The organism is Kitasatospora azatica KCTC 9699, from assembly GCF_000744785.1.
GTDB classification, from domain to species: Bacteria; Actinomycetota; Actinomycetes; order Streptomycetales; family Streptomycetaceae; genus Kitasatospora; species Kitasatospora azatica.
This window is the reverse complement of the sequence record NZ_JQMO01000001.1, coordinates 1-26001: the sequence shown is the minus strand read 5'-3', so window position 1 is coordinate 26001 and position 26001 is coordinate 1. Positions and strand designations below refer to the sequence as shown.

Below are 26001 nucleotides of genomic sequence, written 5' to 3'. Positions count from 1 at the left end.
GGAGTGGCATCTTGCGGCTGCGCGTGACTGGCTCGGATACCCGGGGCCGGGATCCCGGGGTTGAGGCGCGGGCGGCGCGGGTCGCGGCGGTCGGCATCTTCAAACGTGATGTCCATCGCGAGTACGTAAGGGCCGTTGTTGTGTGAGCTTGGCGTGATGTCGGAGAACGGGCTGGGGGCGGCCGGGCGACAGGCGCAGGACTGACTCGGTCAGCACGTGGAGTGGCTTGAGACGCAAGCTTCCCACGCGCGTGGCCTTCAGACGGATGAACGCGGGCAGCGCCGCAGGGCCTCTCGCAGCGAGGAAACAGGAGACCCAGGCATGAGGCAGACGGCGGAAGACGCGGCGGAGTCGGCCCTTCCCGAGGAGTTGGTAGCTCTGCTGACCGGCCACCTTAATGTGCAGGCGGAAGCCGGTGAGCTCTCCGGCAGGACGACGTTCGAGAGTCTCGGCCTGGACTCGCTGTCGATGATGGAACTGGTGGTGGCGGCGGAGGAGGAGTACGGGATCGTCCTGCCCGAGGACGCCCTGGACCTGCGCCCGTCTTCGACCCTGGGCGAGGTGGCTCGGGCGTTCGAGCATGCGCGCTGAGATCGCGGTCACTGGGCTGGGGCTGGTGACTCCGGCCGGGCATACGGTGGAGGCGAACTGGGCGGCTTTGTGCCGGGGGCGCTCGCTGGCCGCGACGGATCCCGACCTGGTGGGACTGCCAGTCGACTTCTCCTGCCGGGTGACAGACTTCGACGCCGAGACGGAGCTCGGCCGGGCGTCGGGGCGGCGCGTGGACCGCTTTATCCAGTTCGCCCTCGTCGCCGCCCGGCGGGCTGTCGCGGATGCAGGCCTCGATCGTCGTACCTGGGAAGCGGAGCGGGTCGGTGTCGTGCTGGGCGTGGGATCGAACAGTTTGAGTGCGTACGTCACTGAGTTCGGTCACCTCGGCGCCGGGCGGCCGGAGCGGGTCTCGCCACTCGCGCTCCCGCGCAGCGTTCCGAGCATGGCCGCGGGTGAGGTCGCCATCGACCTCGGCGCGCGCGGCCCCAACTTCACCACCGCCAGCGCCTGCGCGTCGGGCGCCACGGCGATCGGAGTGGCCCGGGACCTGCTGCGGTCGGGTACCTGTGACATCGTGCTGGCGGGCGGGAGCGAGTCGGCTCGTTCGCGCATGACGGCCACGTGCTTCACGCGCATGCGGGCGCTGTCCCGGCGCAGGGCTGAACCGGACCTGGCCAGCCGGCCGTTCGACGCGCAACGTGACGGCTTCGTCCTGGGCGAGGGTGCCGGCATCCTCGTCCTCGAACGCGCCTGCGCGGCTCGGGCCCGCCGGGCTCCCGTCCTGGCGCTGCTGCGGGGTTACGGTGCCGGCGCCGATGCGCACCATCCCATCGCCCCGCACCCGCAGGGCGACGGCGCGGTCCGCGCTATCCACACCGCTCTCGCGGACGCCGGGTGCGAGCCGGGGAACGTCGGCCACGTCAACGCGCACGGTACCTCCACCCCGCTGAACGACGCGGCCGAGGCACGAGCCCTCGTCCGCGTCTTCGGTGACGATGGGCCGCCGGTCACCGCGTCCAAGGGCGTGATCGGGCACGCGCTTGGGGCGGCCGGGGCGATCCAGGCGGCGTACACGGTTCTCGCGCTGCGCCATGCGGCCGTCCCGCCGGTGGCGAACTTCGATGGCCAGGACGGGGACCACAAGCTGGACATCGTCGCCGGACGTCCCCGCCCCACGCGCGGCAACGCGGGGATCAGTTGCTCCTTCGGCTTCGGTGGCCAGAACGCCGTTCTGCTGTTCACGGCTTCCTAGTGGGAGCCAGACGAAGCGTCCGGATCGGATGCAAGACGGAGGCACACGGATGGATGCGGTGCGGCGCCGGGCCTGGCGGGTGGTGGTGAGTGCCCTGCTGGCGGCGGTGTGCGCGGGGGTGCTGGCCCCGGTTGCCTTTTCGGCGCTGAGCACGGGCGGCGCGGTTGCGACGGACACGGAGGCGACGCGCGCCAGACGGCAGGCAGAGCGGCTTGGCGTGCCCTCGCCCGATCTGCTTCTGGCCGTTTCACAGCGCAACGGCGATGAACGCGAGGCCCGCGTCCAGGACGGCACCACAGCGGTGGTGGAGAAGCTGGCTGGGCAGCGCGACGTCAAGACCGTGTGGTCGGCACAGACCACCGGTGACACGTGGCTGCGCTCCAAGGACGGACGGACCCAGCTGGTCGCCGTACGGCTGAAGGGGACGGACAAGGAACGTAAACAGGTGGCGCCCGATGTGGTGGCGGCGGCCCGCTCGGCCGTCCCGGGGATGCAGGTGGAGCCCAGCGGCGAAGTGTGGGCCAACCGGGAGATCGACGAGACCATCGAGCGCGATCTGAGCCGGGCCGAACTGCTGGCCGCGCCGGTACTCTTCGTCGTCCTGGTCTTCGTCTACGGGTCCGTGGTGTCCGCGCTGCTGCCCGTGGTCGTGGCTGCGCTGGCCATCGGCTGCACCATCCCGCTTCTGGGCCTGCTGGCGCAGGTGACCGACGTTTCACGGGTCGCGGTGAACGCCGCCTCGGCGATCGGTTTCGGCCTGGCTGTCGACTACAGCCTCTTCCTGCTGGCCCGCGTACGGGAGGAGACCTCGCGGGGCGCAGACCTGCACACGGCGCTGGCGGCCGCCCGCCGCTCCAGCGGTCGTTCGGTCGCATTCTCCGCCGCCGCCGTCACCGTATGCCTCGCCAGCGCTTTGCTGGTGCCGGTGCCGATGCTGCGCGCACTGTCCCTGGCCGGCATGATCGTCACCGTGCTGGCGGCGCTGGCCGCCCTGACCGTGCTGCCCGCCTGTCTGCGGCTGCTCGGCCCCCGGGCCCAGGCGTGGGACCCGCTGGCGCAATGGCGGCGTGCCCATACCGGGGACGTAAGTCGCTTCTGGCATCGCATGGCGTCCACGGTCACCGCACGGCCCCTCCTGGCGGGCGGCCTGGCGGTTCTTCTGCTGGCTCTGCTGGCCCTGCCCTTCACCCACGCACAGCTCGGCGTTGTGGACGAACGCACGCTGCCTTCGTCGGCTCCGGCTGCCGCCGCGGCCGAGCGTGTACGCGCCGAGTTCACCGCGCCACCGGAGCGGCTCCTCACCGTGGTCCTCACCGGACCGCGGGCAACGGACGGTGCACCGGCTTACGGCGACCGACTCGCCCGTGTCCCGGGCATCACTGGTGTCCGCGTGATGCGTGTGGCTCCGTCCGGTGAGGCCGTCGTGCTGCTGGCGGCCATGTCCGCCGCCCCCGGCACGCCGGAGGCGGACATCGTGGTACGCGAGGTACGGCAAACCCCCGCCCCGGGAAGCGTGGCGGTGGGCGGGCGAACCGCGGAGGTCGGCGACACGACGAACGCCGTCCTCGGCGCCCTCCCGTGGTGCCTGTTTCTGCTGGCCGCGGGGCTCCTGGCCCTCCTCAGCGCCTTCACCCGCACCCTGGTTGCCCCCCTGAAAGCTTTGCTCGTGGCCGCCGCCAGCCTCGGGGCGAGCCTCGGCGCGCTCGTCGTTCTCTTCCAGGACGGCCACGGCAGCGCAGTACTCGGCCACTTCATGGCGACGGGAACGCTGGACGCCTCGACCCTGCTGTTCGTCCTGTTCATCGCGCTCGCCCTGTCGGTGGACTACGAGGTCTTCCTGCTCGGCCGTATCCGGGAGGAATACGACCGCTGCCGAGACAACCGCACCTCGATCATCGAGGGCGTCGCCCGCACCGGCCGACTGATGACGTCCGCTGCGGCGGCCGTGGCGATTTCGACCGCGGCCATGTCCACCTCCCACGTCGCCCTACTCAAATTCATCGGCACCGGCGTCGCGCTCGGCGCGCTCGTGGACGCCGTCCTGGTACGGGGAGTTCTGGTGCCCGCCGTCATGGCGGCCCTTGGTCCGGCGAATTGGTGGGCTCCGGCCCCTGTCAGGTCTCCGGTGTTGATCAGTGCACCTGTGAAGAAGGGCGGAAGCTGATGTCGATGCGTCAGACGACACATGACCGCACCCGGCAGTCGGGGGCCGTCGGCCCACAGGTGGTGGCGATCCAGACGGTCTTCCCGCCGTATCAATACCGGCAGGAAGAGATCCTGGCCGCCCTGGCCTGCACGACGCTGCTGGAGTCCGAGACGGGCGCTCTGGTCCTCCGCAAGATCCATGCCAACTCGGGTGTGGAGACCCGCTCGCTGTCCCTGCCGTTGGACAAGCTCGTCGATCTCGCCCGCCGGGAGGACTTCACCGAGCAGAACCGCGTCTGGCTCGACACCGCCATGGATCTGGGGGAACGGGCGCTGATCGGCGCGCTGCGCACCGCAGGCGTCCAGCCGGAGGAGGTCGACGCGGTGATCAGCACCACCGTCACAGGGCTGGCCGTGCCGTCCCTGGAGGCTCGGCTCGCCCACCGGGTCGGGCTACGACCGGACGTCAAACGTATCCCTCTGTTCGGCAGCGGCTGTGCCGGAGGCGCCGCAGGTCTGGCCCGGCTGCATGACTACCTACTGGCCCATCCCGACCAAGTGGCCGTCCTGCTCGCCGTGGAACTGTGCACACTGGCGTACCAACTCAAGGACGGCTCCGTGGCGAACATCGTCGCCGGCAGCCTCTTCGGGGACGGCGCGGCCGCCGTCGTGGCCGTCGGAGCCCAGCGGGACGGCTGCCCCGCCGGGCCTGAGCTGGTGGACACTCACAGCCTGCTGGTCCCCGGCACCGAGGACGTCCTTGGCTGGGACATCGGCGCCCACGGCTTCCGGATCCTGCTGTCGCCCGAGGTCCCGACGCTCACGGAGAAGCACTTGCCCACGGCCGTTCAAGGGCTCCTCGCGCGGCACGCGCTGTCGCCGCACCAGATCACGAGCTGGATCATCCACGGTGGCGGACCGAAGGTCTTCACCGCTGTACAGCAGGCCCTGAACCTGCAGCCGGGCGCCTTGGAACTCACCCGGCGCTCCGTGGCCGAGCGGGGCAACCTCTCGTCCGTCTCCGTACTGGACATCCTGCACGCGGCCATGGAAACACCACCCCCCACGAACACACCCGGCCTGGTCGCCGCCATGGGGCCGGGGTTCGCCATCGAACTGGTCCTCCTCCGCTGGTAGGGGCCTCCCGCCGCCACCGAAACCTGCCGACCGCATGACAAGAAAGGCGTCACGGACCGTGCCCGCCATCCCCGCAGACGTACGCATCCTGATCGACCTCGAACCGGTGGTCGCCGATGCACTCGACACGCACTTCCGGACTGCCGTCGACTGGTACCCGCACCAGTACGTCCCGTGGAGCCAGGGCCGTGACTACGACGGTCTCCTCGAAGGGGAGCCGTGGGACCCCTCCCAGCAGAAACTGAAGGCGGCCGCTCGGGACGGCCTCCTTTACAATCTGCTCACCGAAGAAAACCTGCCCAGTTACCACCGGGTGATTGGGGAGATGCTGTCGCTCGACGGCCCTTGGGGTGTCTGGGTCAATCGATGGACCGTGGAGGAGTCCAGGCACGGCACCGCCATCCGCGACTACCTCGTGGTCACCCGCAGTGCCGATCCGGTGCTTCTGGAGGACGCCCGCGCCGCGCATGTGCAGCACGGCTACGAGATCGACTACCGCGGCGACCTCATCGCCTCTCTGGTCTACGTCACCATCCAGGAACTCGGCACCCGCGTCAGCTACCAGGGAATCCGCCGACTGTGCGACGAACCGGCGTGCGGGGCTCTGATGCAGCGCATCGCCCACGACGAGAACCAGCACATGCTCTTCTACCGGACCACCCTCCAGGCGTGTATGCGAATGCACCCCGACCGAACGCTTCAGGCTGTGGCCAAAGTCCTCAAGACATTCCGTCCCCCCGGCCACGCCGCACCCGGCTTCGGCCGGCTGATCAGCTCCCTGGCTAGGTCGGGCATCCTCTCACCGGAGACCTACTACAAGGACATCGCCCTTCCCTTCGTCCGCATGCTCGGCGTCCTCGACACCACCGGACTGACACCGGTCGGACAGCACGCCCAGGAGGAGATCGCCGCGCACATGGAGGAATCAGCGGACCGTGCCGGCAGATACCGCGCCCTGGCCGAACGCCTCAACCGACTCGCGACCGCTTAAAACGAAGATTCCGCCGTCCGGGAGTGAGAAAGACGATCCGACATGTCCCTGGGCTGGGTGACAATCCCCGTAAGTCTGTTCGTTCTCGTGACCGCGGTGGCCGTCGTGCGCCTGGTCGAAGTGACAACCGCCCGTCGCAACGCGCGATGGGCCATCGACCGTGGCGGCGTCGAGCACGGGCAACGCCACCACCCCGTCATAGTCATCCTTCATGTCTGCCTGCTCGTTGGCGCTGTTGCAGAGGTCGCCCTCACCGGACGCGCCTTCGTCCCTTTGATCGGCTGGCCGGCGCTGGCCGTCCTCATCCTCGTGCAGGCAGGCCGCGCCTGGTGCATGAGGGCGCTCGGCCCCCGGTGGAACACCCGCGTCATCGTCGTGCCCGGGCTACCACTGGTCACCACCGGGCCCTACCGTTGGATGCGGCACCCCAACTACCTCATCGTCCTGTTCGAAGGCATCGCCCTGCCCCTTGTCCACACCGCATGGATTACTGCCATGCTCTTCACCATCGCCAACACGCCTTGGCTCGTCGTCCGCGTCCGCACGGAGAACGCGGTGCTATGGCCCGAGGTGGGACCAGCGGCGCGGGGCAGTTCGTGGAGCTATTCGCCGACCTCGTCGACGGACCCCTGCTGTTCGCGCTGCGCGTCACCTACCCGCACATCATCGTGAGCCTCGATCGGCGAGGTCCCCGCGCGTGGACCTGTGGGCTGCGGTCGGCCGCTGCGCGCAGGCCGAACGGACAGGGCACCGTTGTTCCGGGACGCGCTCCACCGCGCTCGCGACCGCACCGCGCTCGCGACCGCACCGCGCTCGCGACCGCACCGCGCTCGCGACCGCACCGCGCTCGCGACCGCACTGCGGTCGCGAGCGTCCCGGCTCGGCGCGGTCGACGGCAGGTGCCGTGCCTCGCCCAGGCCGGGGCACACGGTTTCCGAACCCGTTGACAGTGGTCTCGTAGCGCGTGAAGAGCAGAATGAGGGCTGTCGGGGCGGCCACGGCCCGGCACTGACGGAATGTCAGACGGGCGAGGCGTGCTGCTCGATTCCGCCGAGGACCACAACCACCTCCTCACCGCCGGCAGCGGTGTCAGGTCGGACGAAGACCTCGACCTGCGGCACGAGGCCGCGCAGTTTCTCCTCGACCGGCCACAACCGCCGCTCGGCCTCGGCCGCGACCAGCACGGGATGCGCCTTGACCGCCGCAGCGGCTACCGCGTAGGCCGCGCGCAGCTCATGCCAGCGCTGCACCTGCTCGTCGGGCCACATGCCGCGCTCGACGGCCTGCTCCGGGCCGGGAAAGGCCGCACGGCGTGCGACCTCGACCGTGCGCACGTACACGTCGATTTCGCGGCGCGCCGCGACCCGGGCGGCTTCCAGGTCCAGCAGGTCCTGCGGGAAGTCCTCGCTCACGTTCACCGTTCCCCGTCTCCTGTTCCTCGTTCGTCTCTGGTCGATCCTTCGCCGCCCCGGGCCGTCGAGGCGGTCGGCACTCCAGCCGCCTCGCCCGGGCGGTCGAGCGCCGGCACCCCGGTGGCGGTCACCGGCGGACCGCAATCCGCGGCACCCCGGTGACCGGATGCCGCGCCGGTAGCTCGCACCGCTCGGCCTCCTCGACGGGGCGCACGCGCCCCTCCTGATCGGGCAGCCACACCTCGACGCCACGGCTCGGGTCCGCCACCCCGGCCAGCGGCCCGCGCCCCAAGCGGACGAACGTGCTCGTCAGGTGCCATCTCCCCCTGGGCGTTTCAGAGAGCGTTTCAATGTGAGCATGCGTGCGAGCATGAAAGCGTGCATAGACGAGAGGCGGTGTGCTACCTTTTTCGATAGGAGGTATGTGATGTCTGAGATTTTCGCGGCGGTCGACGCTCTGATCGCCCGAGCCCAGGGGGGCGGGGACCTGCCCGATCCCGTCGAACGCAAGCGCCTGCGGGAGGCCGCCGACTTCACCCAGGAAGAGGTCGCTGCGGCCCTGGAGGTCCGGCGGGAGACGTTCGCCAAGTGGGAGGCCGGCACCGCGCAGCCGCGGGCCCCCAAGCGCGGCGCCTACGCCTTCCTGCTCGCGGGCTTGGCCGACGTCCACGGCACCCAGGGTCCGGACGGCTGGCTCACCCTCGCCCGCCGGGCCCGCCCCGTCGACACCGGCACTGATGCCACGGAAGGGAAGTGACACCCTGATGGACCGCAAGACGTACACCGCTGAGCTCGCCGGTCTGCGCGAGCTGCGCACCGAGATCACGGCCGCCGAGAAGGTCGTCGCCACCGCGCAGAAGGAGCTGGACAAGCTCACCGCCCAGCGCTCGCGCCGCGTGGCCGGGCTCGCGGGGTACGAGCGCGCCCAGGCGCCGGCCATCGCGAAGGCCTCCGGGTTGTCGGTCGGCGACGTCGTGCGGATCGCGCCGCTGCTGGACCCGACCCCGGCCGCCGTCCGCGCCGCCAAGACCGACGACCAGGCCGCGGCCGCGCCCGCCCCGGCGCCCGTGGCCGAGCCGGTCGACGAGCCCGCCGTCGCGGTCGCCCCGGCGCCCGTGGCCGAGCCGGTCGACGAGCCCGCCGTCGCGGTCGCCCCGGCGCTGACCCGCCCGGCCCCCGTACTCGAGCAGCCGGCCCCGGCCGTGACCGAGGCACCGACCGAGGTCGAGGACCAGGCCGTCGCCGAGCAGCCCGCCCCCGCCGCTGCGCCGGTCATCCCGGCGGTCTCGGTAGCTCCGGTCGCTGCCGCGCCGCGCCCGGTGGTCGAGGCCGGTCCGCGTGAGCTGCCCACCCTCCCGGAGGGCCCGGCTGGTGCCCGGTTCGAGGCCGTCACCACGGGCCTGGTCTCCAAGCGCCCGAACTTCGTCCAGCAGGCCCGCTCCACGGTGTTCCTGGACGCGGCCGCCGGGATGCTCGCGGTCCGCGACCAGGTCGTCCGGGTCGACCTCGGCGCCCGCACCCCGGGCGAGATCCTGGACGCCGTCCACGCGACCGCGCCCGGCACGGAGCGGATCTACATCACCGCCGGTGCCCCCTGGCACGACGGCGCCGAGCGCTACTCCACGCTCAAGGACGCGGTGAGCGCGTGGCTGAACACCCCCAGCGAGCGGTGGACCACCGCCGTGGGCTCCGGTCGGGACAAGCTCGCCGGGCACTTCGTCCACCAGCGCCAGCCCGTCGGCCGCTACGCCCCCGCGAGCGCCCCGGACAGCGGCAGCACCGAGATCCGCTCCATGGGGGAGTGGTTCGACCCGGACGGCGCCGACGTCGTCACCTGCCGCCAGGCGTTCACGCTGCTGTGGCAGGCGCTGCGCCGTCACTGGGACGACGCCGTGCTCATGGGCTCCCCGAGCCAGACCGGCCGGGACCTGTGGTCGCGCACCATCCCGACCACCGGCAAGTGGGCCGGCGGCTACCCGGTCCTGTCGGAGGAGCTGCGGGGTCTGCTGCACGCGACCGGCGGGCAGGGCCGCACCGAGCTGATCCTGCCCCCGCGCGTGCCGGAGCAGCTGCCCGCGCTGGTGGAGTACGACCGCACCTTCGCCTACGCCAAGCACCTGTGGAAGTCGCCGGTCGGCACGCCGCGCCGGATCACCGCCGCCGCGTTCGCGGCGATGAGTGAGCAGGAGCAGACGAAGGCGTTGATGTCCTGCTCGCACTGGAACATTAAGGTGATGGTCCCTCAGGGATGGGAGCATGTCGGGCTGTTGCCGGCGCCGGTGACCGGTGACCGTGCCTGGGTCTACCCGGCCACACCCGGTGCCACGTTCACCACGTGGGCGGGCGGCGCGGAGGTCCACCTCGCCCTGTCGAACCACATCGCGCCGTGGCGGATCGAGGTTCTCGGCGGCCTGCTCTTCGAGGACGGCAAGCCGCTCGACGAGTGGGGCAAGCGCCTCAAGGCGGCCTGGGCGGACCTGACCAACCTCTCCAAGCTGCACGGCGACGAGCGCCAGCGCACCGCCGCCTACCTCGCGTCCCGGGCGGTGCGCAGCGTGCTGCTGTTCGGCCTGGGCGGTTTCGCCCAGCGCCCGCGTCTGGTCTCCGGCACCACCCCGCTCGGCGAGACCCTCCCCGCCGGGGTCGAGATCCTCGGCCAGGACGACCAGGTGGTGACCTGGCAGCGGCAGGCCGGCTTCTCCCGCGACCCGTACGCGCACCCCGAGTGGGCCGCCTACGTGTGGTCGGGGGCGCGGGCGGCGCTGCTGGACATGAAGTACCGGCAGGGCAAGGAGGTCATCGGCTACGCCGGTGCCCTGCACGCCAAGCCCGGCACGGTCGTCTACTTCGGCACGGACGGCATCGCCCTGACCGAGCGACAGCCCTGGCCCTACCGGGGCGAACCGGGGGACTACCTGCTCAAGGGCCACCTGACCGGCCCGGTCGAGCACCCGACCAGCCAGGAGCAGTACCTCAAGCTGCGCGGCCTGGGCCGCGCCGAACTCGCCGAGAAGGGAGCTGACCAGTGAGCCCGGCCGACCCGAACAACCCGAACGAAGCCGCCCGGTTGACCCAGGAGTTGCTGGACCAGGGCTACAGCAAGCGGCAGGTGGCCAAGATGCTCGGCCGCGACACCTCGCTGGTCTCGCAGTTCTTCACCAAGGGCAAGGGCGCGTCCATGGTCAACGCGCTGCGCCAGGTGGTCCGCGCGGTGCGCGGCGGCGAGCGCGACGAGGAGGCGTTGTCCGGGATCGCGGAGGCGAACACCAGCCGCCGCCGGACCAAGACCGGGCAGAAGGCGCGGGTGCGCGGCAAGGACACGGTCGGCGAGGCGGGCGGGTCGATGGCTGGCCGGGCCGGGAAGCAGGCCATCAAGTCCGGCGCGAGCCACCTCGCGCCCGTGGTGCACGAGACCGGCCAGGCCGGAGGCCGCCTCGCCTTCACCGTCCGGATGAAGGCCAACCAGTACGTCCACTCGGCCGGTTCGGCAGACGACTCGCCGGGCCTGCGCCGCGGGTTCATTCCGCGCGCGGACGGTACCGAGGAGCGCACCTACGGCTCCAGCTCGACCGGCGGGTTCGACGCCGCCGAGTGGTCCCAGCGGGTCGCGGACCACCACGGCGACGTGACCGAGGCGATGCGGGAGTGGCTGGTGGAGACCGGCCGCGCCGTCGAGGACGCCGATATTGCGTATCTGGAGGTGAGGGGTTGGATCCCCGAGGACCAGCAGTAGTCCGGGCGGCCTCTCCCCATCCATGACTTGGCCCCGGGGAGAGGCCGCCTCCGACCTTTCCACAGCACCGCCTCGTCCCGCCGTCTCAGCATCCGAAGGAGAAGCACCGCCGTGGAGACCACCACCGCCACCGAGGCCGACGTGCCGGCCGCGTTCCGCGCCGCAGCCGGGCAGCCGGTCCCGGCGCAGCCGTCCGGCACCGCCGCGGTGAACCCGCTGCCGCTGCACTGGTTCCAGAAGGACGCGGTGGCGGCTGCGGTGCGCGAGGTGAAGGACGGCGGCCGCGCCACGGTGGTCGCCGCGACCGGCTCCGGCAAGACGCTGATTGCGGCTGGCTGCGCCCGGCGCGTGGCGGCGAAGGGCCGGGTGTTGGTGCTGGTGCCGACGATCGAGTTGCTGGAGCAGACCGCGGAGGCGTGGTCGTTGCGGGGCGGTCGCCGGGGGCTGGCTGTCGCGGCCTGTTCGCGGGATGAGGCTTTGGAGAGCGCGGAGGCCGGAGGCCGGGTCCATGCCCGGGTGACCACGCAGGCCCCGCGGATCGCCGACCTGGTCGCCAAGGAGAAGGCCGGCGAGCCGGTGACCGTGTACGCGACCTACGCCTCACTGGAGCGCATCGTCCAGGCCCACCACGACTTCGGCCTGCCCGAGTGGGACCTGGTGGTCATCGACGAGGCGCACCGCACCGCCGGCGCGGAGGGCAAGGCCTGGGCCGCGATCCACAATGACGCGGACGTGCCCGCGAAGCGCCGCGTCTACTTCACCGCGACCCCGCGGATCGCCGACGACCGGCGCGCGAAGGACGGCCTGGCCGACCTCGCCGACGGCGAGAAGCTGCCCGCGCTCTGCTCCATGGACTCGCAGGAGATCTACGGCAAGGTCTGTTTCACCTGGACCCTCGGACAGGGGATCGAGCACGGCTACCTCGCCGACTACCGCGTCCTGGTGCCGGTGGTCACGGACGAGGACCTGCGCGAGCTGCTCAACCTCCCGGCCATCGCGGACCTGCGCTCCCAGCGCAGCAACGAGGAGCTGCTGCGCCTGGCGCTGCAGATCGCGGTGCTGCGCGCGGTCGCCGACCTCGGCCTGCGCCGGGTCATCACCTTCCACTCCCGGGTCACGGCGGCCCGCGAGTTCGCGAACACCCTGCTGGACGCCTCCCAGCTGCTGGAGGACGCGGAGCGCCCGGAGCGGATCTGGGCGAAGGCGGTGGCCGGCACCGACCGCCTCAAGGACCGCCGCGCCGCGTTCGCCGACTTCAAGGCCCACACCGGCGACGACGGCGAGGAGTGCGGCATCCTCTGCAACAGTCGCCTCCTGACGGAAGGCATCGACGTTATCTAGGGCTGGTGTCGGTGTGGGTGACGTTTGGTGTGGTGCTGAGCTGCGGTGATGTGGTCCTGTAGCGGGTGTTGGTGGTGTGTGAGGCACGTTTGCTGTGGGTGTCACCTGCGGGGATGAATGCCTGGGTCAACGACGGGTACTGCTCGGGTGGTTGTGGCTACGGTGCGGTCCATGGATCCAGGGTTCATGGCGGAGCGAGCGGTCGCCCCGGCCACCGGCGAGGCACGCTGGGTGGTAGCCGATACCGTCACGTTGGAACTGCACCTGGAAGCAACGGCGTTCATCGCGTCGCTGCGCTCGCGGGGGCTGTCGTCGAACACCGAGCGCGCTTATGCGGGCCGTGTCGTGCTCTACCTGAACCACTGCGCCCGGCGGCGCTTGGACTGGCGGGCGCCGAGCTTCCTGTCGCTGTCGGGCTTCCAGCGGTGGCTGGTGACCGAGCCGCTGCCGCCTCGCGGCCGCATTCTGCGGCAGGGCAGGCCGGCCTTCCGGTCGCAGAACACGGCGAACGCGGTGATGACGGCTGTTGCCGGGCTCCTGCGGTTCTGCGTGGCGAACGGCTGGGTCGCACCCCGGGTGGCCGGCCTGCTGTCGCAGCCCAAGTACCTGGTCCATCTACCGGCTGGCTACGACGCGGGGGAGGACAACCAGTTCCGCACGGTGGACGCGGCCGCGTTCCGCTTCCGGCTCACCGACCCCCGCTACGAGGACCTGTCGTCAGATCAGATCGCCCACATGATCGGCCTCGCACCCAGGGCGCGGGATCGGTTCCTGGTCGCGCTGCTGGCCTGTACGGGGGTGCGGATTGGTGAAGCGCTCGGGCTGCGTCGCCAGGACATGCACCTGCTCGCCTCCTCCCGCGCGCTCGGTTGCACCACCGAAGGCCCTCATATCCACGTCCACCGGCGCACCGACAATCCGAACCGCGCGCTGGCCAAGACCCGCAAGCCCCGCACCATCCCCGTCACCGCCGATCTCGTGGCGCTCTACACCGCCTACCGCTATGAACGCGACGCCGTGGCCGCGGCCGCCGAGGGCGACATGGTCTTCGTGAACCTGTTCCGCTCACCGCTCGGGCGGGCGATGTCGTACCCCAACACCAAGGAGATGTTCGACCGGCTCGCCCGCGCGGCCCGCCACGCCTGCCGCCCGCACATGCTGCGCCACTCTGCCGCGACGACGTGGCTGCGCGAGGGCGTGGACCGCGACGTCGTGCAGTACCTCCTCGGACGTGTCTCGCCGCTGTCGATGGAGCGTTACCGGCACGTGGACGACACCGAGACCCGCGCCGCGGTCGAGCGGCTCCAAACCCTGCGGGAGAACCGATGACGCCGACGCCCCTCGCCGGGAACCTGCGCCTGCTGCCCCCGGGGCCCGCAACGCCACCGCGGCCTGGCCGGCAGCCGGGCGAGATCGTTTTGCCTCAGGGAGTGGAGCCGGCCGCCTGGGCCACGTGGCTCGCCGAGAACACCGACCCGACGTGGTGGGAGGGGGAGTGGGACCAGGGACGCTGGCTGTTCACCGGCCGCCTCGATAACCCCCGCACCGTCGCGTCGGCCTGCCGCACCGCGGCCTGCGACCAGGTGGTCAATGCCCGCAACAGCTTCTGCACGATGTGCGAGGACCGCCTCAAGGCATCAAGCCTGGGCGCGCAGGAGTTTGCCGCGACCCATGTTCCCCAGCGCGGCCGGGCGCCGCGCGGCTTGGTGGTCGTCCGCTGCGCCGTGACCCGCGACGGGGTGCGGTGCGTGCGTCCCAAGCACTGCCGCGACCTGTGCTCCGCACACTACGGAACCTGGCACTACCACCGGCGTCGAGGCAATGAGGACCAGTGGTGGAGCCACATCGCGGTCCCGTTCACCGATGAGGTGCCCTGCCTGGTTCCGGTCTGCCCCAACCCGTCCTTCAACGCCTCCGGGCTGTGCGGCTTCCATTCACGGGCGTGGACCCGCGACAACCGCACTCGTCCTACCCCGATCGCCACGTGGGCGCCGGACCAGGTTCCGTACGTCGCCGCCCACCAGTTCAGCCTCGCACCCCTGACCGACCTGGTACGCCGAGAAGTCCTCTACGCGCTGCAGCAGGTCGACCAGTGGGCCAGGGTCCTTGGACCTGCGAGGATCCGCGCCCTCGTCCGTGACCACACCGGCGCCGCCACCCTGCTGTCCGACGAACCCATCCAGCTCTCGGCACCCAAGGACGCCGCCTACCGGCGCACCCTCAACGAAATCCATACCGCCCTACGGGCGGGCTTCGAGGAGTTCACCGGCCGCCCCACCCGCGGCGAGGACGTCCTGGACCTGCGCGCGATCGGCCTGCGTGCCACCAACGGCCGCACCCGCCGCCAGTTCCCCGCCACGGTCGACCTCACCCCGGTCATCGACCAGCCCTGGCTGCGCCGCGTCCTGCGCTTGTGGGCCAGCACCGAGCAGCCCCGCACCGACGAGTTCAACCGCTCCCTGCGCGCCACCACCATCGCCTCCCGCGCTCTCGCGCAGCGACCCGGAGCCGGCCATGACCCGGCCGCGCTGCGCTTCGCCGACGTCAGCGCCGTCATCGACGGCTTCCGCACCGCCCTCAAACTCGACGGCACGCCCTACAGCTCCGGCTACCGCAACGCCCTTACCGGCAGCTTCTTCCAGCTCATCGACTACGGCCGCCGCAGCGACGTACTCGACGACCTCGCCGGCACGTTCAGCCGCGACGCGGTCCACCACACCGTCGGCCGCGACGACGACAACGAGGACGAGATCGGCAAGGCCATCCCCGAGTCGGTCATCCGCCAGCTCGACGCCCACCTCGACACGATCGGCCACGGCACTGTCGCGGGCCGGCGCGACATCCCCGCCGCCGACCTCCACCTGCTGTACCGCACCGTCTACACCGTGCTGCGCGACACCGGACGCCGCCCCCTGGAAGTTGCCTCACTGTCCCGCGACTGCCTGGAGACCGACCGCGGCCAGACCTCCCTGATCTGGGACAACCACAAACGCCGCCGCTACCGCCGCCGTCTGCCGATCACCGCCTCGACGGCCCAGGCCATCCGCGAATGGCAGCAACACCGCAACCACCTGGACCTGCCGCCTCAGGTGACCGCTACCTCTTCCCTGCCCTCACCGAGCAGAGCAACGCCGACTACCTGTCTCCCGGCTACATCAGCGAGACCCTGCGCACCTGGGTCGCCTCCATCCCCCAGCTGTACGGCGAGGGTATCGACGTTCACGGCAACCCGCTGCCCTTCGACCGCACCCTCATCTACCCCTACGCCTTCCGCCACTCCTACGCCCAACGCCACGCGGACGCTGGTACCCCCGTCGACGTCCTGCGCGAGCTCATGGACCACAAGTCCATCGCCATGACCCAGCGCTACTACCAGGTCTCCCTCAAACGGAAACGGGCCGCCGTCACCACCCTCAGCGCCCACGTCGTCGACCGACACGGCAGCCATACCCCGACCTCCACCACCGCCTACGAACTGCGCCAGGTCGCCGTCCCATACGGCGGCTGCACCGAGCCCTCCAACGTGAAGGCCGGCGGCGCCTCCTGCCCGATCCGATTCCAGTGCGCAGGCTGCGGCTTCTACCGCCCCGACCCCTCATACCTGCCCGCCATCGAACAGCACATCAACGAACTGCGCGCCGACCGCGAGAGCGCCCTCGCAATGGACGCCGCCGACTTCGTCATCACCGCCCTCACCGCCCAGATCACCGTGTTCGAGCAAGTCGTCACCCGCATGAACCGGTACCTGGCCGACATGCCCGCCCACGAACGCTCCGAACTCCAGGAAGCCAGCATCGTCCTGCGCCGCGCCAGAGCAGGCGCACCCCGCCCCCTCCTGCCCCTGATCGCCATCGACCGCACTCCCACGGGCCGCCAGTGAACCGCACCGGAAACCCCGCCCCTCTCGCCCTCGCCCGCGCCCGCATCAGCGCCGACAAACGCCGGCGAGCCCTCGACGCCATCACCACCCTCGAACGCGACGGCCACCCCGTCACCCACACCACCGTCGCCCGCACCGCCGGAGTCTCCACCTGGCTCACCTACACCGACACCATCCGCCCCCACATCCAAGCCGCCCAGCACCGCCAAACCACCCGCCCCGCCCCCACCCCGGCCGGCCCGGGCACCACCTCCTCGGCCACCGCCACCCTGCGCACCGAACTCGAACTCGCCCGCCAAGAGATCAAGCAACTACGCCGAGAACGTGACCAGACCCAAACCGCCGTGCGCCACCACCTCGGACGCCAACTCGACGCCCTCACCACCCACGACCTCACCACCCGCATCGACGAACTCACCCACCACAACCACCAACTCGCCGACCAGCTCCAGCAAGCCACCACCCACAACAACGACCTCCAGCAGCAGATCACCACCCTCGAAAACGACCTCGCCGCCGCCCGCACCAGCCTGCGCCGCATGATCCGCAACGAGAACATCAACATCAGCCCGAACCCCGCTGCCACCGCCATCGGACGAGAACCCGGCCGCACCCCGTCCGATAACGTCTGAAAGGGCGGCTCAGGCGAGCGTTCCGACAGAACACGACCGACCCGGCACTCCTCCGCCGCGGGCTCCCACCGCCGAACACGCCCCCCCAGCAAGGAGAAACCCACCCCGTGGACACCACGACCACCGAGCCGACCGCCGTCGCGGTGGCGTCGCGCGTGATGGAGCCCGGCCTACCCGCCCCGTCGCGGCCCCGCGATGGCGTCCTGCCGCTGCACGGGTTCCAGAAGGACGCGGTCGCGGCCGCGGTGCGTGAGGTGAAGGACGGCGGCCGGGCGACCATTGTGGCCGCGACTGGTTCCGGGAAGACCCTCATCGCCGCCAACTGCTCCCGGCGCCTGGCCGCGCGGGGGCGGGTGCTGGTGTTGGTGCCGACGATCGAGTTGCTGGAGCAGACCGCCGAAGCCTGGTCCACGAAGGGCGGTCGACGGGGCCTGGCGGTGGCGGCGTGCTCGCGCCAGGAGGCTTTGGAGAGCGCGGAGGCCGGCGGGCGCATCGAGGCCGTGGTGTCCACGCAGGCCGCCCGGATCGCCGACTTGGTCCAGGCCGCGGAACCGGGTGAGCCGGTGACCGTGTACGCCACCTATGCCTCGCTGGAGCGCATCGTCCAGGCGCATCAGTTGTGCGGCCTCCTGGCCTGGGACCTGGTGGTGGTCGATGAGGCGCACCGCACGGCCGGCTCGGACGGCAAGGCGTGGGCGGCCGTGCACACCGACGACCAGGTTCCCGCCGTACGCCGGCTGTACTTCACCGCCACTCCGCGGATCGTGGATGAGGCCCGGGTGCCGCGCGAGGTGGTGGATGTCGCCGAGGGCACTGTCATCTGCTCGATGGACGACGAAACCATCTACGGCAAAACCGTGTTCACCTGGACCCTCGGCCAGGGGATCGAGCACGGCTACCTCGCCGACTACCGCGTCCTCGTCCCGGTGGTCACCGACGAAGACCTGCGGGACCTCCTCAACCTCCCCGCCGTCGCCGACCTGCGATCCCAGCGCACCAATGAGGAACTGCTGCGCCTGGCCCTGCAGATCGCGGTGCTGCGCGCGATCGCCGACCTTGACCTGCGCAGGGTCATCACCTTCCACTCCCGGGTGACCTCGGCGCGGGAGTTCGCCGGCACCCTGCTGGAGGCCGCGGAACTGCTGCCCGACGCGGAACGCCCGGAGCGGATCTGGGCGAAGGCGGTGGCCGGCACCGACCGCCTGGGCGACCGCCGGGCCGCGTTCACGGAGTTCAAGGCCCACACCGGCGAGGACGGCGAGGAGTGCGGGATCCTCTGCAACGCTCGGCTCCTGTCTGAAGGCATCGACGTCCAAGCTGTGGATTCGGTGTGCTTCGCGGACCCGAAGTCGAGCGTCATCGACATCGTCCAGGCAGTCGGCCGTGCGCTGCGCCAGTCCTACCGGCAGGGCAAGGTGTCCTGGGTCATCATCCCGGTCTACCTCCCGACGCCCGTGGTCGGCGACGACACCGCCGCCGCGGACCCGTCCGAGGTCCACGACGCCGGCGAAGCCGTGAAGGCCGAGGCCGACGCCGAGATCGAAGCCAGCTCCTTCCGCACCATCTGGCGGGTCCTGCGAGCCCTCGCGGCCCACGACGCCCGGGTGGTCGGCCGGATCACCGAACTGCGCGCCTGCCGCTCGCAGGGCACCGCACACACCACCGCGGCCAAGCCTGCCGAGAGCGCGGCCCCCGAAGCGGGGGAGGCCGAGCAGCAGCCGGCCCCGGTGGAGTCGCCGATCGAGTGGCTGCGGATCAACGCCCGGCAGCACGCGGCGCGGATCCTGCAGACCGTGAAGCTGCGGGCGTTCAACCCGCGGGCTGCCGAGTGGCAGCGGATGCACGCGGTCGCGGCGGTCTTCCACATCGAGCACGGCCACCTCGACCCGACCGACAAGGCGAAGCACGTCGAGCTGATCTCCTGGCTCGCCCGCCAGCGCCACCTGGGCGGCCAGGGCCTGCTCGACCCGGCCCGCGTCAGCGAGCTGGACGCGCTCGGCATGATCTGGTCGAAGAACGCCAACGCCTGGGAGCGCGGCGCCGCCTACGCCGCCGCGTTCCAGCGACAGTACGGCCACCTGGCGATCCCGGCGACCGCGAAGCTGGACGACTACGCGGTGGGGGCGTGGATGCGCCGCCAGCGCAAGGCCGACAACCTGACCAAGGACCAGGTCGCGAAGCTGGACGCGTTGGACGAGCTGTGGCGCCTGGAGCCGGACTGGAACAGGTCGTACCGCCGCCTGCTCGCCTACCTCGCCGCCGGCGGCATCCTCGATGGCCCGGCGAACCGCACCGGCCTCGGCGACGACGCGGCGTTCCGGCCCGGCACCTGGCTGCGCAAGCAGGACAAGGCCCGCACCGATGGGAAGCTGACCGACCACCAGACCGCGCTCCTGGACGCGCTCCACCGGCACGCCGAGACCGTCACCGGCTGACCCGCCCCGTACGCCCCGCCGCCACGTCCTCCTCGCTGCCTGCTCCCCAGGCGGCCGCATCCGCAACGCTGCCCAGCCAGTCCAGCAGTTCGGCGCGCAGGCTCCGCTCCTACCGCCGCACGGTGGCCTACCTGAAGGCCAGCGGCACGCTCACCGCTGCCGACGCGGACCTCGCGTTCCGCCCCGGTGCCTGGCTGCGCAAGCAGGACAAGGCCCGTACCGACGGCAAGCTCGCCCCCACCAGGTCGAGCTACTGGACGCACTGCAGGGCCGTCACCGCCGACAGCCGACCTGTTCGCACATCTGCCCGTCCCGACTGCCACGGTGAGCACGCCGCTTAGGCGGATGGCCCGTGGTGGGCGCGGCTGAAGGACCACAGGCAGGCATCTGTGGTCGGCCAATGGGCCGGGTCAGTCAGCCCTTTCCAGGGCATTTCTGCAGCTCACGTCAATTCCCTGGCGATGGCCGGGGCGCGTGAATTGCCGGGCCCTTTCGTGCCTGCCCGTCGGTGCTATCCTGGGAATTCCACACGCGAAAGCGCCCGGGCGTCCGCCAAGACTGGCCCGGGCGTCTTCCGATGTTTTCTTAAACACTACTGAAATGAGGACGAGTCAATGAGTGCAACCAATTACACGGAAACATCGACCATCACTGTTCAGCATGTCTACAGTACCTCGGTTGAACGTAGCGAAGCAATCGGAGATGATGACAAGAGTTCCCATGTAGGAGACGGTACTAGTTCGGGAGACTCATCTCGTACACGGGAAGTATCCAACGTGGGAACTAGTGCCAAGGATGACAGCGAAGCACGAACGTTTCGTAGGAACCTCGTAGTGTTCGTCAGCATCATCGGATTTGCAGTATTCCTCAGCATCATGGGGTGGCAGTACCTACTTCTCGGAGGAACCGTTGGAATTATGGTGAAGGGATGCGCAGTCGCATGGCGCCATATTTCACGTGACTGAGTTGATGGCTCCACCAAAATTAGATCGGAAGATGTGAGCTAAGAGCGGACCGCAGAAACTTTGCGGTCCGCTTCACTTTTTGAGACCATCATCAACTTGAACGACGAAGTGCACGCCGAAACAGCCCGCCAAACCGGTCCGATTGGCAATCAGTGCGCTCCTGGACCTCTGCGTGTCAGGACTTCGCTCTGTACTGGAGGTGGTCGGAGAGATCGTTGAGGCGAGAGAAGATCGCGGTACTGAACTCCCGGTCCAGGCGCGCGCGGTTGGTGGCGGTGTCCCATGCCTTTTTGTCGGTCACCACGATGTCGCAGTAGGGGATGGCCATCGACAGGGCGGTGATGTCGCGCAGGTCGTTGATGGACCAGTTGCGGTGGATGTCCTGGAGGTAGTGAAACTGGATCAGCGAGGCCACCCGTCGTGAGGGAAGCGACATCAGGAAGTCGGTGAGATCTTCCTTGCTGTGCCACGGGCTGCTCTTCGTGTAGCCCGCGCTGATCAGCGCGCGCGTGTAGTTGTCGATGATGTCGAAGGACAGCTGGCGGGCGCAGATGAGGTCCAATGGGCGGGAGCCGTACTCGGGCATGGTGCGCAGGGTGTTCACCATGACGTTGAAGCTGTCGAGCTCCCTGTCGGCGATGCCGCGCGCCGCGTACGGGTCGTACCCGGGGATCTGGACGCGTTCTCCAGCTGAGGGACCAGCCAAGAACATGTACTCAGCACGCGTGTTGGCCTCCCTCTCGAGATCCTTGACCGTCGTCCCCATACGGGCCGCCAGCTGCAGGCGGTCCTCGGCCGTTCCGCCGATCAGCCTCAGCTGCCGGGGTTCGCCGAGAGCGGCGAAGCCGGCACCGACGCCGAACTTCTTCACCTTGATGGGGAACATGGGACGTCGGAGCCGGCGGTGTAGCTCCTGCGACAGCTCTTCGTCGATGATCTTTGAAAGCGGGGCGATGGTTACGGGCTCTCGTGACAGCTTCATCATCGCATCAGCCGCTCGTTGCCGCTGGTGGTCGCGGGGATTCTCAGCCAACTCCATGTAGTGCACCACCGACAGCGGGAACACTAGCCGCCCCTGCTCGGCCTGCTGCGCCAGGTCTTCAAGGACGGCTACATGGTTTGCCTGCTGCGGCTCGCCTGCCAAGGCGTCACCAAGGGCATACCAGTGGTTCAAGTCCAGGTAGACGCTGCGAGGTTGAGGATCTGGTGCCATACCGGGAGGGTACGGGCAACGCGAGCAGTTGCTCTTCCTATTTGGGGCAGCAATGGGAACCGTCAGGGCTTCAGCCGTCCTCACGATCTTCCGGCGCCGCGTCGTCCGGACCGGCTGGAGTGCCCGCAGTGCGTGCAGGCCCGCGCTGCAAAGGACGTGGGCCCGCTGGTGCCAGGGGCGTTTCAAAGTCCTGGTGATCACATGAGTTCGCAGGCCAGAGCGGTCTGGAGGGTCCGGGTAGGCCCGTCACGTACGCATCGAAGCTCCAGTTGAACGAGGTGACCTTGCCAAGTCGCCTTGAACCGCTGGAGCTTCGATGTGCCGTCAGTCTGCCACCGTCTGTCTCGTCAAGTCGCCCACTCTGGAGGAGGTGGCGGGACTCTCGCTGGTGGAGCGGTTGCGGGTGCTGCCGGATCCGCGTCGGCGGCGCGGTGTGCGTCACCCGTTCGTGGCGGTGCTGCTGGTTGCTGCCTCGGCGGTGGTCGCCGGCGCGCGCTCGTATGCGGCGATCGGCCAGTGGTCCGCGAATGCTCCGCAGCAGGCCCTGGCCCGGCTGGGTGCTCGTGTGGCGGGCGCGTTGGGGGTGCGCATCGGGCCGAGCGCCGCCACGATCCGACGGGTCGTCAACCTGGTCTGCCCCCGGGGCCTGGCCGATCTAACCGGTGCTGATCCCGGCGGTGCGGACTCGGTGGCCGTGGACGGCAAGACCGCCCGTGGCTCCCGGAACGGCCAGACTCCCGCCGCCCACCTGCTGGCCGCGATGACCGGTGACGGCCGGACCGTCACCCAGCTACGGGTTCCCGACAAGACCAACGAAATCACGTGCTTCGCCACGCTGCTGGAGCCCTACGACCTGACCGGGATCACCGTCACCGCCGACGCCCTGCACACCCAGCGCGCCCACGCGCGCTTCCTCGTGGAGGAGAAGAAGGCCCACTACCTGCTGGTGGTCAAGGCCAACCAGCCTGAGCTGCACCGCCGGCTGCGGTCACTGCCGTGGAAGGACGTCACCGCGAGGCGCTACGACCGCGAGATCGGCCACGGCCGCAAGGAGACCCGCGTGACCAGGGCACTCACCATCACCGGTCTCGGCCTGGACTTTCCCCACGCCGTCCAGGCCGTGCGGATCCTGCGACACCGCACCGACCTCAAGGTTGGCACCGTGAGCCGTCAGACCGTCTATGCGATCACCGACTTGACCTCACAAGAAGCCTCACCCCAGCGCCTGGGCCAGCTCGCCAGGTCACAGTGGACCATCGAGAACCGGCTGCACTTCGTCCGCGACACCACCTTCGGCGAGGACGCCTCGAAGATCCGCACCGGCCACGGACCCGAGAACATGGCGACCCTCCGCAACTTGGCGATCAACACGCTGCGACAGCACGGACACCGCAACATCGCTGCCGGCCTCCGCCACGTCTCCTACGAGCCCTTCAACAGGCCGCTGGACCTCCTGGGCATCGCCTGACCAGCCGGTCTACATGATCACCGGGACTTTGAAACGCCCCTGCCGCTGGTGCTGACGGTGCCGTCCAAGCGGGAGCTGGTGGCCGCGCTGGTCTCCGCTCCTGACGATCCGTGGTGGGAGACGCGGGTGCTCCACGCGAAGCTCTACCCGGCGAAGGCGCTAGGTGTGACCTGTTGTTGTCTTGGGGCGTGGATGGTCCTGTAAGCCATGTTGTCTGGACCTTTAGTTGGGTTTGTTGTGGGGGTTAGTGGGGTGTCCGGCCTGGGGTGTCGGGGCCAGATTGGTGACTGTGTGTGGTGTCTGGTGGGATCGGGGCCCTGTCGGCCCGTTGGTGGGGTCGGTCGGGGTGCTATGAGTCTGTATTCGGGTTGGAATTCTGTGCGGCTGTTTTTGTGGATTGGCTGCCTGTGGTGTTCTGAACTCGGGTCGGATTGGTCGGGGTGTGGGGTGGTTGGTGGGGGCGGTGTTCGGTTTGGTGCTGGTGGTTGCGGCGGCCCCGGCAGCAGTCCCGCTGCGTGTCTGTGTGTCGGCACGTGGCAGCATCTGGCCATGACCGCTTGCCCGAGACGTTTCACTGCCGGCCGCACCGTCTTTCTCGGGTATGCCGTGCTGCTCGTCGTGCTCGGGGTCTGGACGACGGTGCAGCCTTGGGCCGATCCGTTGTCTGGTTCCGGTGAGTTGCCTGCGGTTGGCTTTGCGGTGGTGTCTGCGCCGGCGGCGCTTCCGCTGGTCGCGACCGGTGTTGGCGGTACGTTGAGCGACCCGGCTTTCAACGCCCTGGTCGTCCTTGTCGCACTTGCCGAGGTTGCCGTCCTTCGCTGGGTGCTACGGCGCCGCGCGCCGAAGTGGCGGGCGGCTGACTGAGCGTCTGGCTGGGTGTCAGGCCGGGCGTGGTGTGGCGGCACGCTCGCGGTACCCGCTGGCCTGCCGGTGCCCGGCCCGCCGTCCTGGTCGGCCGCCAGGCCGTCCCGCTGTGGCCTGTCGGCTGCTCTCCGGGCCCGCGCCGCCGACCGTGCCCGCTGCGCCGTCGTTGGCCGGTTGGCTGGGCGGCCGTCAGGCCACCCTGGTTGCCGGCCTCGTCCTGGGTTGCTGTCGGGTTGGGTGGGGCTAGTCCTCGTCCGGGGTGGTTCGGTAGCAGGTTTCGAGTCTGTTGAGTGCGTGGAGCCCGTCGTCGTAGACGGTGGTGGTGGGCCATGGTGGGGTTTCGGCGCGCCGGGACCAGGTGGGGTGGACGACGGCTGCCTGATACGGGGCTCTGCCGTTGAGGGCGTTCTCGTCGTCGAGGCGAAGGAGGACGTCGTCGCAGGCCCCGCACTCCAGCCAGGGGGTGAGGGGGATGTTGTGGAGCGGATGGCCGGGTGAGATCTCCCGTGCGAGTTCGACGGTGATTGCCGCGGCGCGTGGTGAGTTCTCGACCTCCCACCACCACTGGTCGTCCGCTTCCAGGTCGGGGCACCAGCGCACCGCGGAGGTGGCTTTGGCCGATACGCCGAGCGCTTCGGCCAACTCGAGGACGGCGGCCCGGTCCGCGCGCCGTAGCGGGGTGTGACGGTCGGAGAGTTGGTCGGCGAGGTCCTCGATGGCCAGCTCTGCCTCGTCGGCGTCCCAGGTCGACAGCATGGTGGTCGCCGGTACGGCGGGTTCGAGCAGGCGAGCCAGCCGCAGGAATTCGGAGCGGTGGAGTGTCCAGGGGATCGTCACAGCGGTCATTGCATCAAAGACCGGTATCCGCTCCGGGGCCGATGTCACCGCCAGCCTCGCTGCCCGTTGCTGCGCCCGGGCCTTCGTTGAGAACCGCCAGCCGTGTCCGCGCCGCTGCGCCCTGGTCGCCGTCCGGGCCGTGCCCGGCTGCTTCGGCGTCCGGCTCTGGTGCCACCGTTCGGTCCGGTCTGCTGGGTGGTGTTCGGTTTGGTGTCGTCGTCCTGATGATTGCCTCGGGGGCATCTAGCGGGATTTCTGGGAGGGCGGGAATGGCTGGTGTTGTGTCGGCCGCGAGAGGCGTAGGCCCCTTTCTTGCGTGCCTGAATTCGGTTTCCCTCTGCTGCACCCCGCACGGCTTTTCTGTTTCGCTGGTCGTGTCCCGCTTGGTGGTGTAGCCGATCAGTCGGTGGGCGTGTTGGGTAGTGCGGGGGCGCTTTCGGGGAGCTTGGCAGGGTAGAGCTGGTCCATGCTGCCTTCGGGCAGGTAGCGGCGGGGGAAGGCGATCCACTCGTCGTGGAGCTCGAAGAGCACGGCGGTGACCAGTCGCAGGAGCGCGTCGTCGTTCGGAAAGACCTGGACGACGTCGGTGCGGCGTTTGATCTCGCGGTTGATCCGCTCCAGCGGGTTGGTGGACTGGATCTTCTTCCAATGTCGTTCCGGGAAGACGGCGAAGGCGGTCAGGTCGTCCTTCGCTTCCAGCAGCATCGCTTTGACCTTCGGGAACTGGGCGCCGAGCATGTCGGCGACGGTGTCGAGTTGGGTGCGGACCCCCTCGGCGGTGGACTGGGCGAAGACCGTGCGGATCGTCGCGGCGACCATCTCGCCGGCTTCCTTGTTGATCACGCTGAACACATTCCGTAGGAAATGGACCCTGCAGCGTTGGTAGGAGGCCCCGAGCATGACTTTGCGGATGGCCTTGACCAGCCCGAGGTGGTGGTCGCCGATCACGAGCCGGACTCCGGCAAGGCCGCGTTCGCGCAACGAGCGAAGGAACTCGGTCCAGAAAAGTTCGGTCTCGCTGTCGCCGACCATGACCCCGAGCACTTCGCGGCCGCCGTCCTCGGTGATGCCGGTGGCCACGACCACGGCCCGGGAGACGATCTGGTGCTCGACCCTGGCCTTGCAGTAGGTCGCGTCCAGGTAG

Annotated in this window: 22 protein-coding genes; 18 read left to right on the top strand and 4 right to left on the bottom strand. The window is 69.8% G+C overall.

Translation table 11 applies throughout. The features are described from left to right. Positions 1-321: 321 nt before the first annotated feature. The 6 genes from BR98_RS00105 to BR98_RS00080 all read left to right on the top strand — a co-directional run bounded on the left by BR98_RS00105 (position 322) and on the right by BR98_RS00080 (position 6749). Positions 322-591 carry an acyl carrier protein gene (locus BR98_RS00105; RefSeq protein WP_035838587.1) on the top strand — a complete coding sequence of 90 codons (270 nt, stop codon included), beginning with the start codon at positions 322-324 and terminating at the stop codon, positions 589-591. Then, the gene (locus BR98_RS00100; RefSeq protein WP_035838584.1) at positions 581-1804 is read left to right on the top strand and encodes a beta-ketoacyl-[acyl-carrier-protein] synthase family protein; all 1224 of its coding nucleotides are present in this window, start codon (positions 581-583) and stop codon (positions 1802-1804) included. The genes BR98_RS00105 and BR98_RS00100 overlap by 11 nt, the downstream gene beginning before the upstream one ends. 49 nt (positions 1805-1853) lie before the next feature. Continuing rightward, on the top strand, positions 1854-3968 hold the full coding sequence (locus BR98_RS00095) for an MMPL family transporter (protein WP_051969110.1): 2115 nt from the start codon (positions 1854-1856) through the stop codon (positions 3966-3968). A 62-nt stretch (positions 3969-4030) separates the two neighbouring features. Next, positions 4031-5086: a type III polyketide synthase gene (locus BR98_RS00090; protein WP_232247173.1), complete on the top strand. Its 1056-nt coding sequence runs from the start codon at positions 4031-4033 to the stop codon at positions 5084-5086. Positions 5087-5144: 58 nt separating this feature from the next. Further along, a complete protein-coding gene (locus tag BR98_RS00085; RefSeq protein ID WP_035838583.1) occupies positions 5145-6077 on the top strand; it encodes an acyl-ACP desaturase in 933 nt (310 codons plus the stop codon). Between the two features lie 42 nt (positions 6078-6119). Then, positions 6120-6749 (top strand): isoprenylcysteine carboxyl methyltransferase family protein, encoded by a 630-nt coding sequence (locus tag BR98_RS00080; RefSeq protein WP_063774684.1) that lies wholly within the window; start codon positions 6120-6122, stop codon positions 6747-6749. A 347-nt stretch (positions 6750-7096) separates the two neighbouring features. On the opposite strand, the gene BR98_RS00075 is transcribed toward BR98_RS00080, so the two are convergent. Beyond that, positions 7097-7495, bottom strand: coding sequence for a hypothetical protein (locus BR98_RS00075; RefSeq protein ID WP_035838581.1), 399 nt, complete (start codon positions 7493-7495; stop codon positions 7097-7099). Positions 7496-7916: 421 nt separating this feature from the next. Here BR98_RS00075 and BR98_RS00070 point away from each other — a divergent pair, with 421 nt between their 5' ends. The 10 genes from BR98_RS00070 to BR98_RS00030 all read left to right on the top strand — a co-directional run bounded on the left by BR98_RS00070 (position 7917) and on the right by BR98_RS00030 (position 19851). Further along, positions 7917-8246, top strand: coding sequence for a helix-turn-helix transcriptional regulator (locus BR98_RS00070; RefSeq protein ID WP_035838579.1), 330 nt, complete (start codon positions 7917-7919; stop codon positions 8244-8246). A 7-nt stretch (positions 8247-8253) separates the two neighbouring features. Beyond that, positions 8254-10518 (top strand): hypothetical protein, encoded by a 2265-nt coding sequence (locus BR98_RS00065; protein WP_035838575.1) that lies wholly within the window; start codon positions 8254-8256, stop codon positions 10516-10518. Beyond that, positions 10515-11222, top strand: a complete 708-nt coding sequence (locus BR98_RS00060) for a hypothetical protein (RefSeq protein ID WP_035838572.1) — start codon at positions 10515-10517, stop codon at positions 11220-11222. Before BR98_RS00065 ends, BR98_RS00060 begins: the two co-directional genes overlap by 4 nt. A 111-nt stretch (positions 11223-11333) precedes the next feature. Further along, positions 11334-12563 (top strand): DEAD/DEAH box helicase family protein, encoded by a 1230-nt coding sequence (locus BR98_RS00055; protein ID WP_051969108.1) that lies wholly within the window; start codon positions 11334-11336, stop codon positions 12561-12563. A 171-nt stretch (positions 12564-12734) separates the two neighbouring features. Next, the gene (locus BR98_RS00050) at positions 12735-13892 is read left to right on the top strand and encodes a tyrosine-type recombinase/integrase (protein WP_232247172.1); all 1158 of its coding nucleotides are present in this window, start codon (positions 12735-12737) and stop codon (positions 13890-13892) included. 101 nt (positions 13893-13993) lie between these two features. Continuing rightward, the gene (locus BR98_RS00045) at positions 13994-15922 is read left to right on the top strand and encodes a hypothetical protein (RefSeq protein WP_232247180.1); all 1929 of its coding nucleotides are present in this window, start codon (positions 13994-13996) and stop codon (positions 15920-15922) included. After that, a complete protein-coding gene (locus BR98_RS40705) occupies positions 15817-16443 on the top strand; it encodes a tyrosine-type recombinase/integrase (RefSeq protein WP_232247179.1) in 627 nt (208 codons plus the stop codon). The genes BR98_RS00045 and BR98_RS40705 overlap by 106 nt, the downstream gene beginning before the upstream one ends. Further along, positions 16440-17075: a hypothetical protein gene (locus tag BR98_RS00040; RefSeq protein WP_232247171.1), complete on the top strand. Its 636-nt coding sequence runs from the start codon at positions 16440-16442 to the stop codon at positions 17073-17075. The genes BR98_RS40705 and BR98_RS00040 overlap by 4 nt, the downstream gene beginning before the upstream one ends. Before the next feature lie 107 nt (positions 17076-17182). Further along, the gene (locus BR98_RS00035) at positions 17183-19510 is read left to right on the top strand and encodes a DEAD/DEAH box helicase (protein ID WP_051969106.1); all 2328 of its coding nucleotides are present in this window, start codon (positions 17183-17185) and stop codon (positions 19508-19510) included. Positions 19511-19632: 122 nt separating this feature from the next. After that, positions 19633-19851 (top strand): hypothetical protein, encoded by a 219-nt coding sequence (locus tag BR98_RS00030; RefSeq protein ID WP_035838569.1) that lies wholly within the window; start codon positions 19633-19635, stop codon positions 19849-19851. A 799-nt stretch (positions 19852-20650) separates the two neighbouring features. Here BR98_RS00030 and BR98_RS00025 read toward each other — a convergent pair. Next, positions 20651-21688 carry a hypothetical protein gene (locus tag BR98_RS00025; RefSeq protein ID WP_035838566.1) on the bottom strand — a complete coding sequence of 346 codons (1038 nt, stop codon included), beginning with the start codon at positions 21686-21688 and terminating at the stop codon, positions 20651-20653. A gap of 316 nt (positions 21689-22004) precedes the next feature. On the opposite strand from BR98_RS00025, the gene BR98_RS00020 reads away from it, so the two are divergent. Both BR98_RS00020 and BR98_RS00015 read left to right on the top strand, forming a co-directional pair. Further along, positions 22005-23156 (top strand): ISAs1 family transposase, encoded by a 1152-nt coding sequence (locus BR98_RS00020; RefSeq protein ID WP_232247170.1) that lies wholly within the window; start codon positions 22005-22007, stop codon positions 23154-23156. A 549-nt stretch (positions 23157-23705) separates the two neighbouring features. Next, complete coding sequence (locus BR98_RS00015; protein ID WP_035838564.1) at positions 23706-24020, top strand: hypothetical protein; 315 nt, start codon at positions 23706-23708, stop codon at positions 24018-24020. Positions 24021-24263: 243 nt separating this feature from the next. Here BR98_RS00015 and BR98_RS35780 read toward each other — a convergent pair whose 3' ends face one another. Next, positions 24264-24857: a hypothetical protein gene (locus BR98_RS35780; RefSeq protein ID WP_157537154.1), complete on the bottom strand. Its 594-nt coding sequence runs from the start codon at positions 24855-24857 to the stop codon at positions 24264-24266. A 399-nt stretch (positions 24858-25256) separates the two neighbouring features. Beyond that, positions 25257-26001: IS256 family transposase (locus BR98_RS00005; protein ID WP_035838562.1), on the bottom strand; the 745-nt coding region annotated here is incomplete at its 5' end.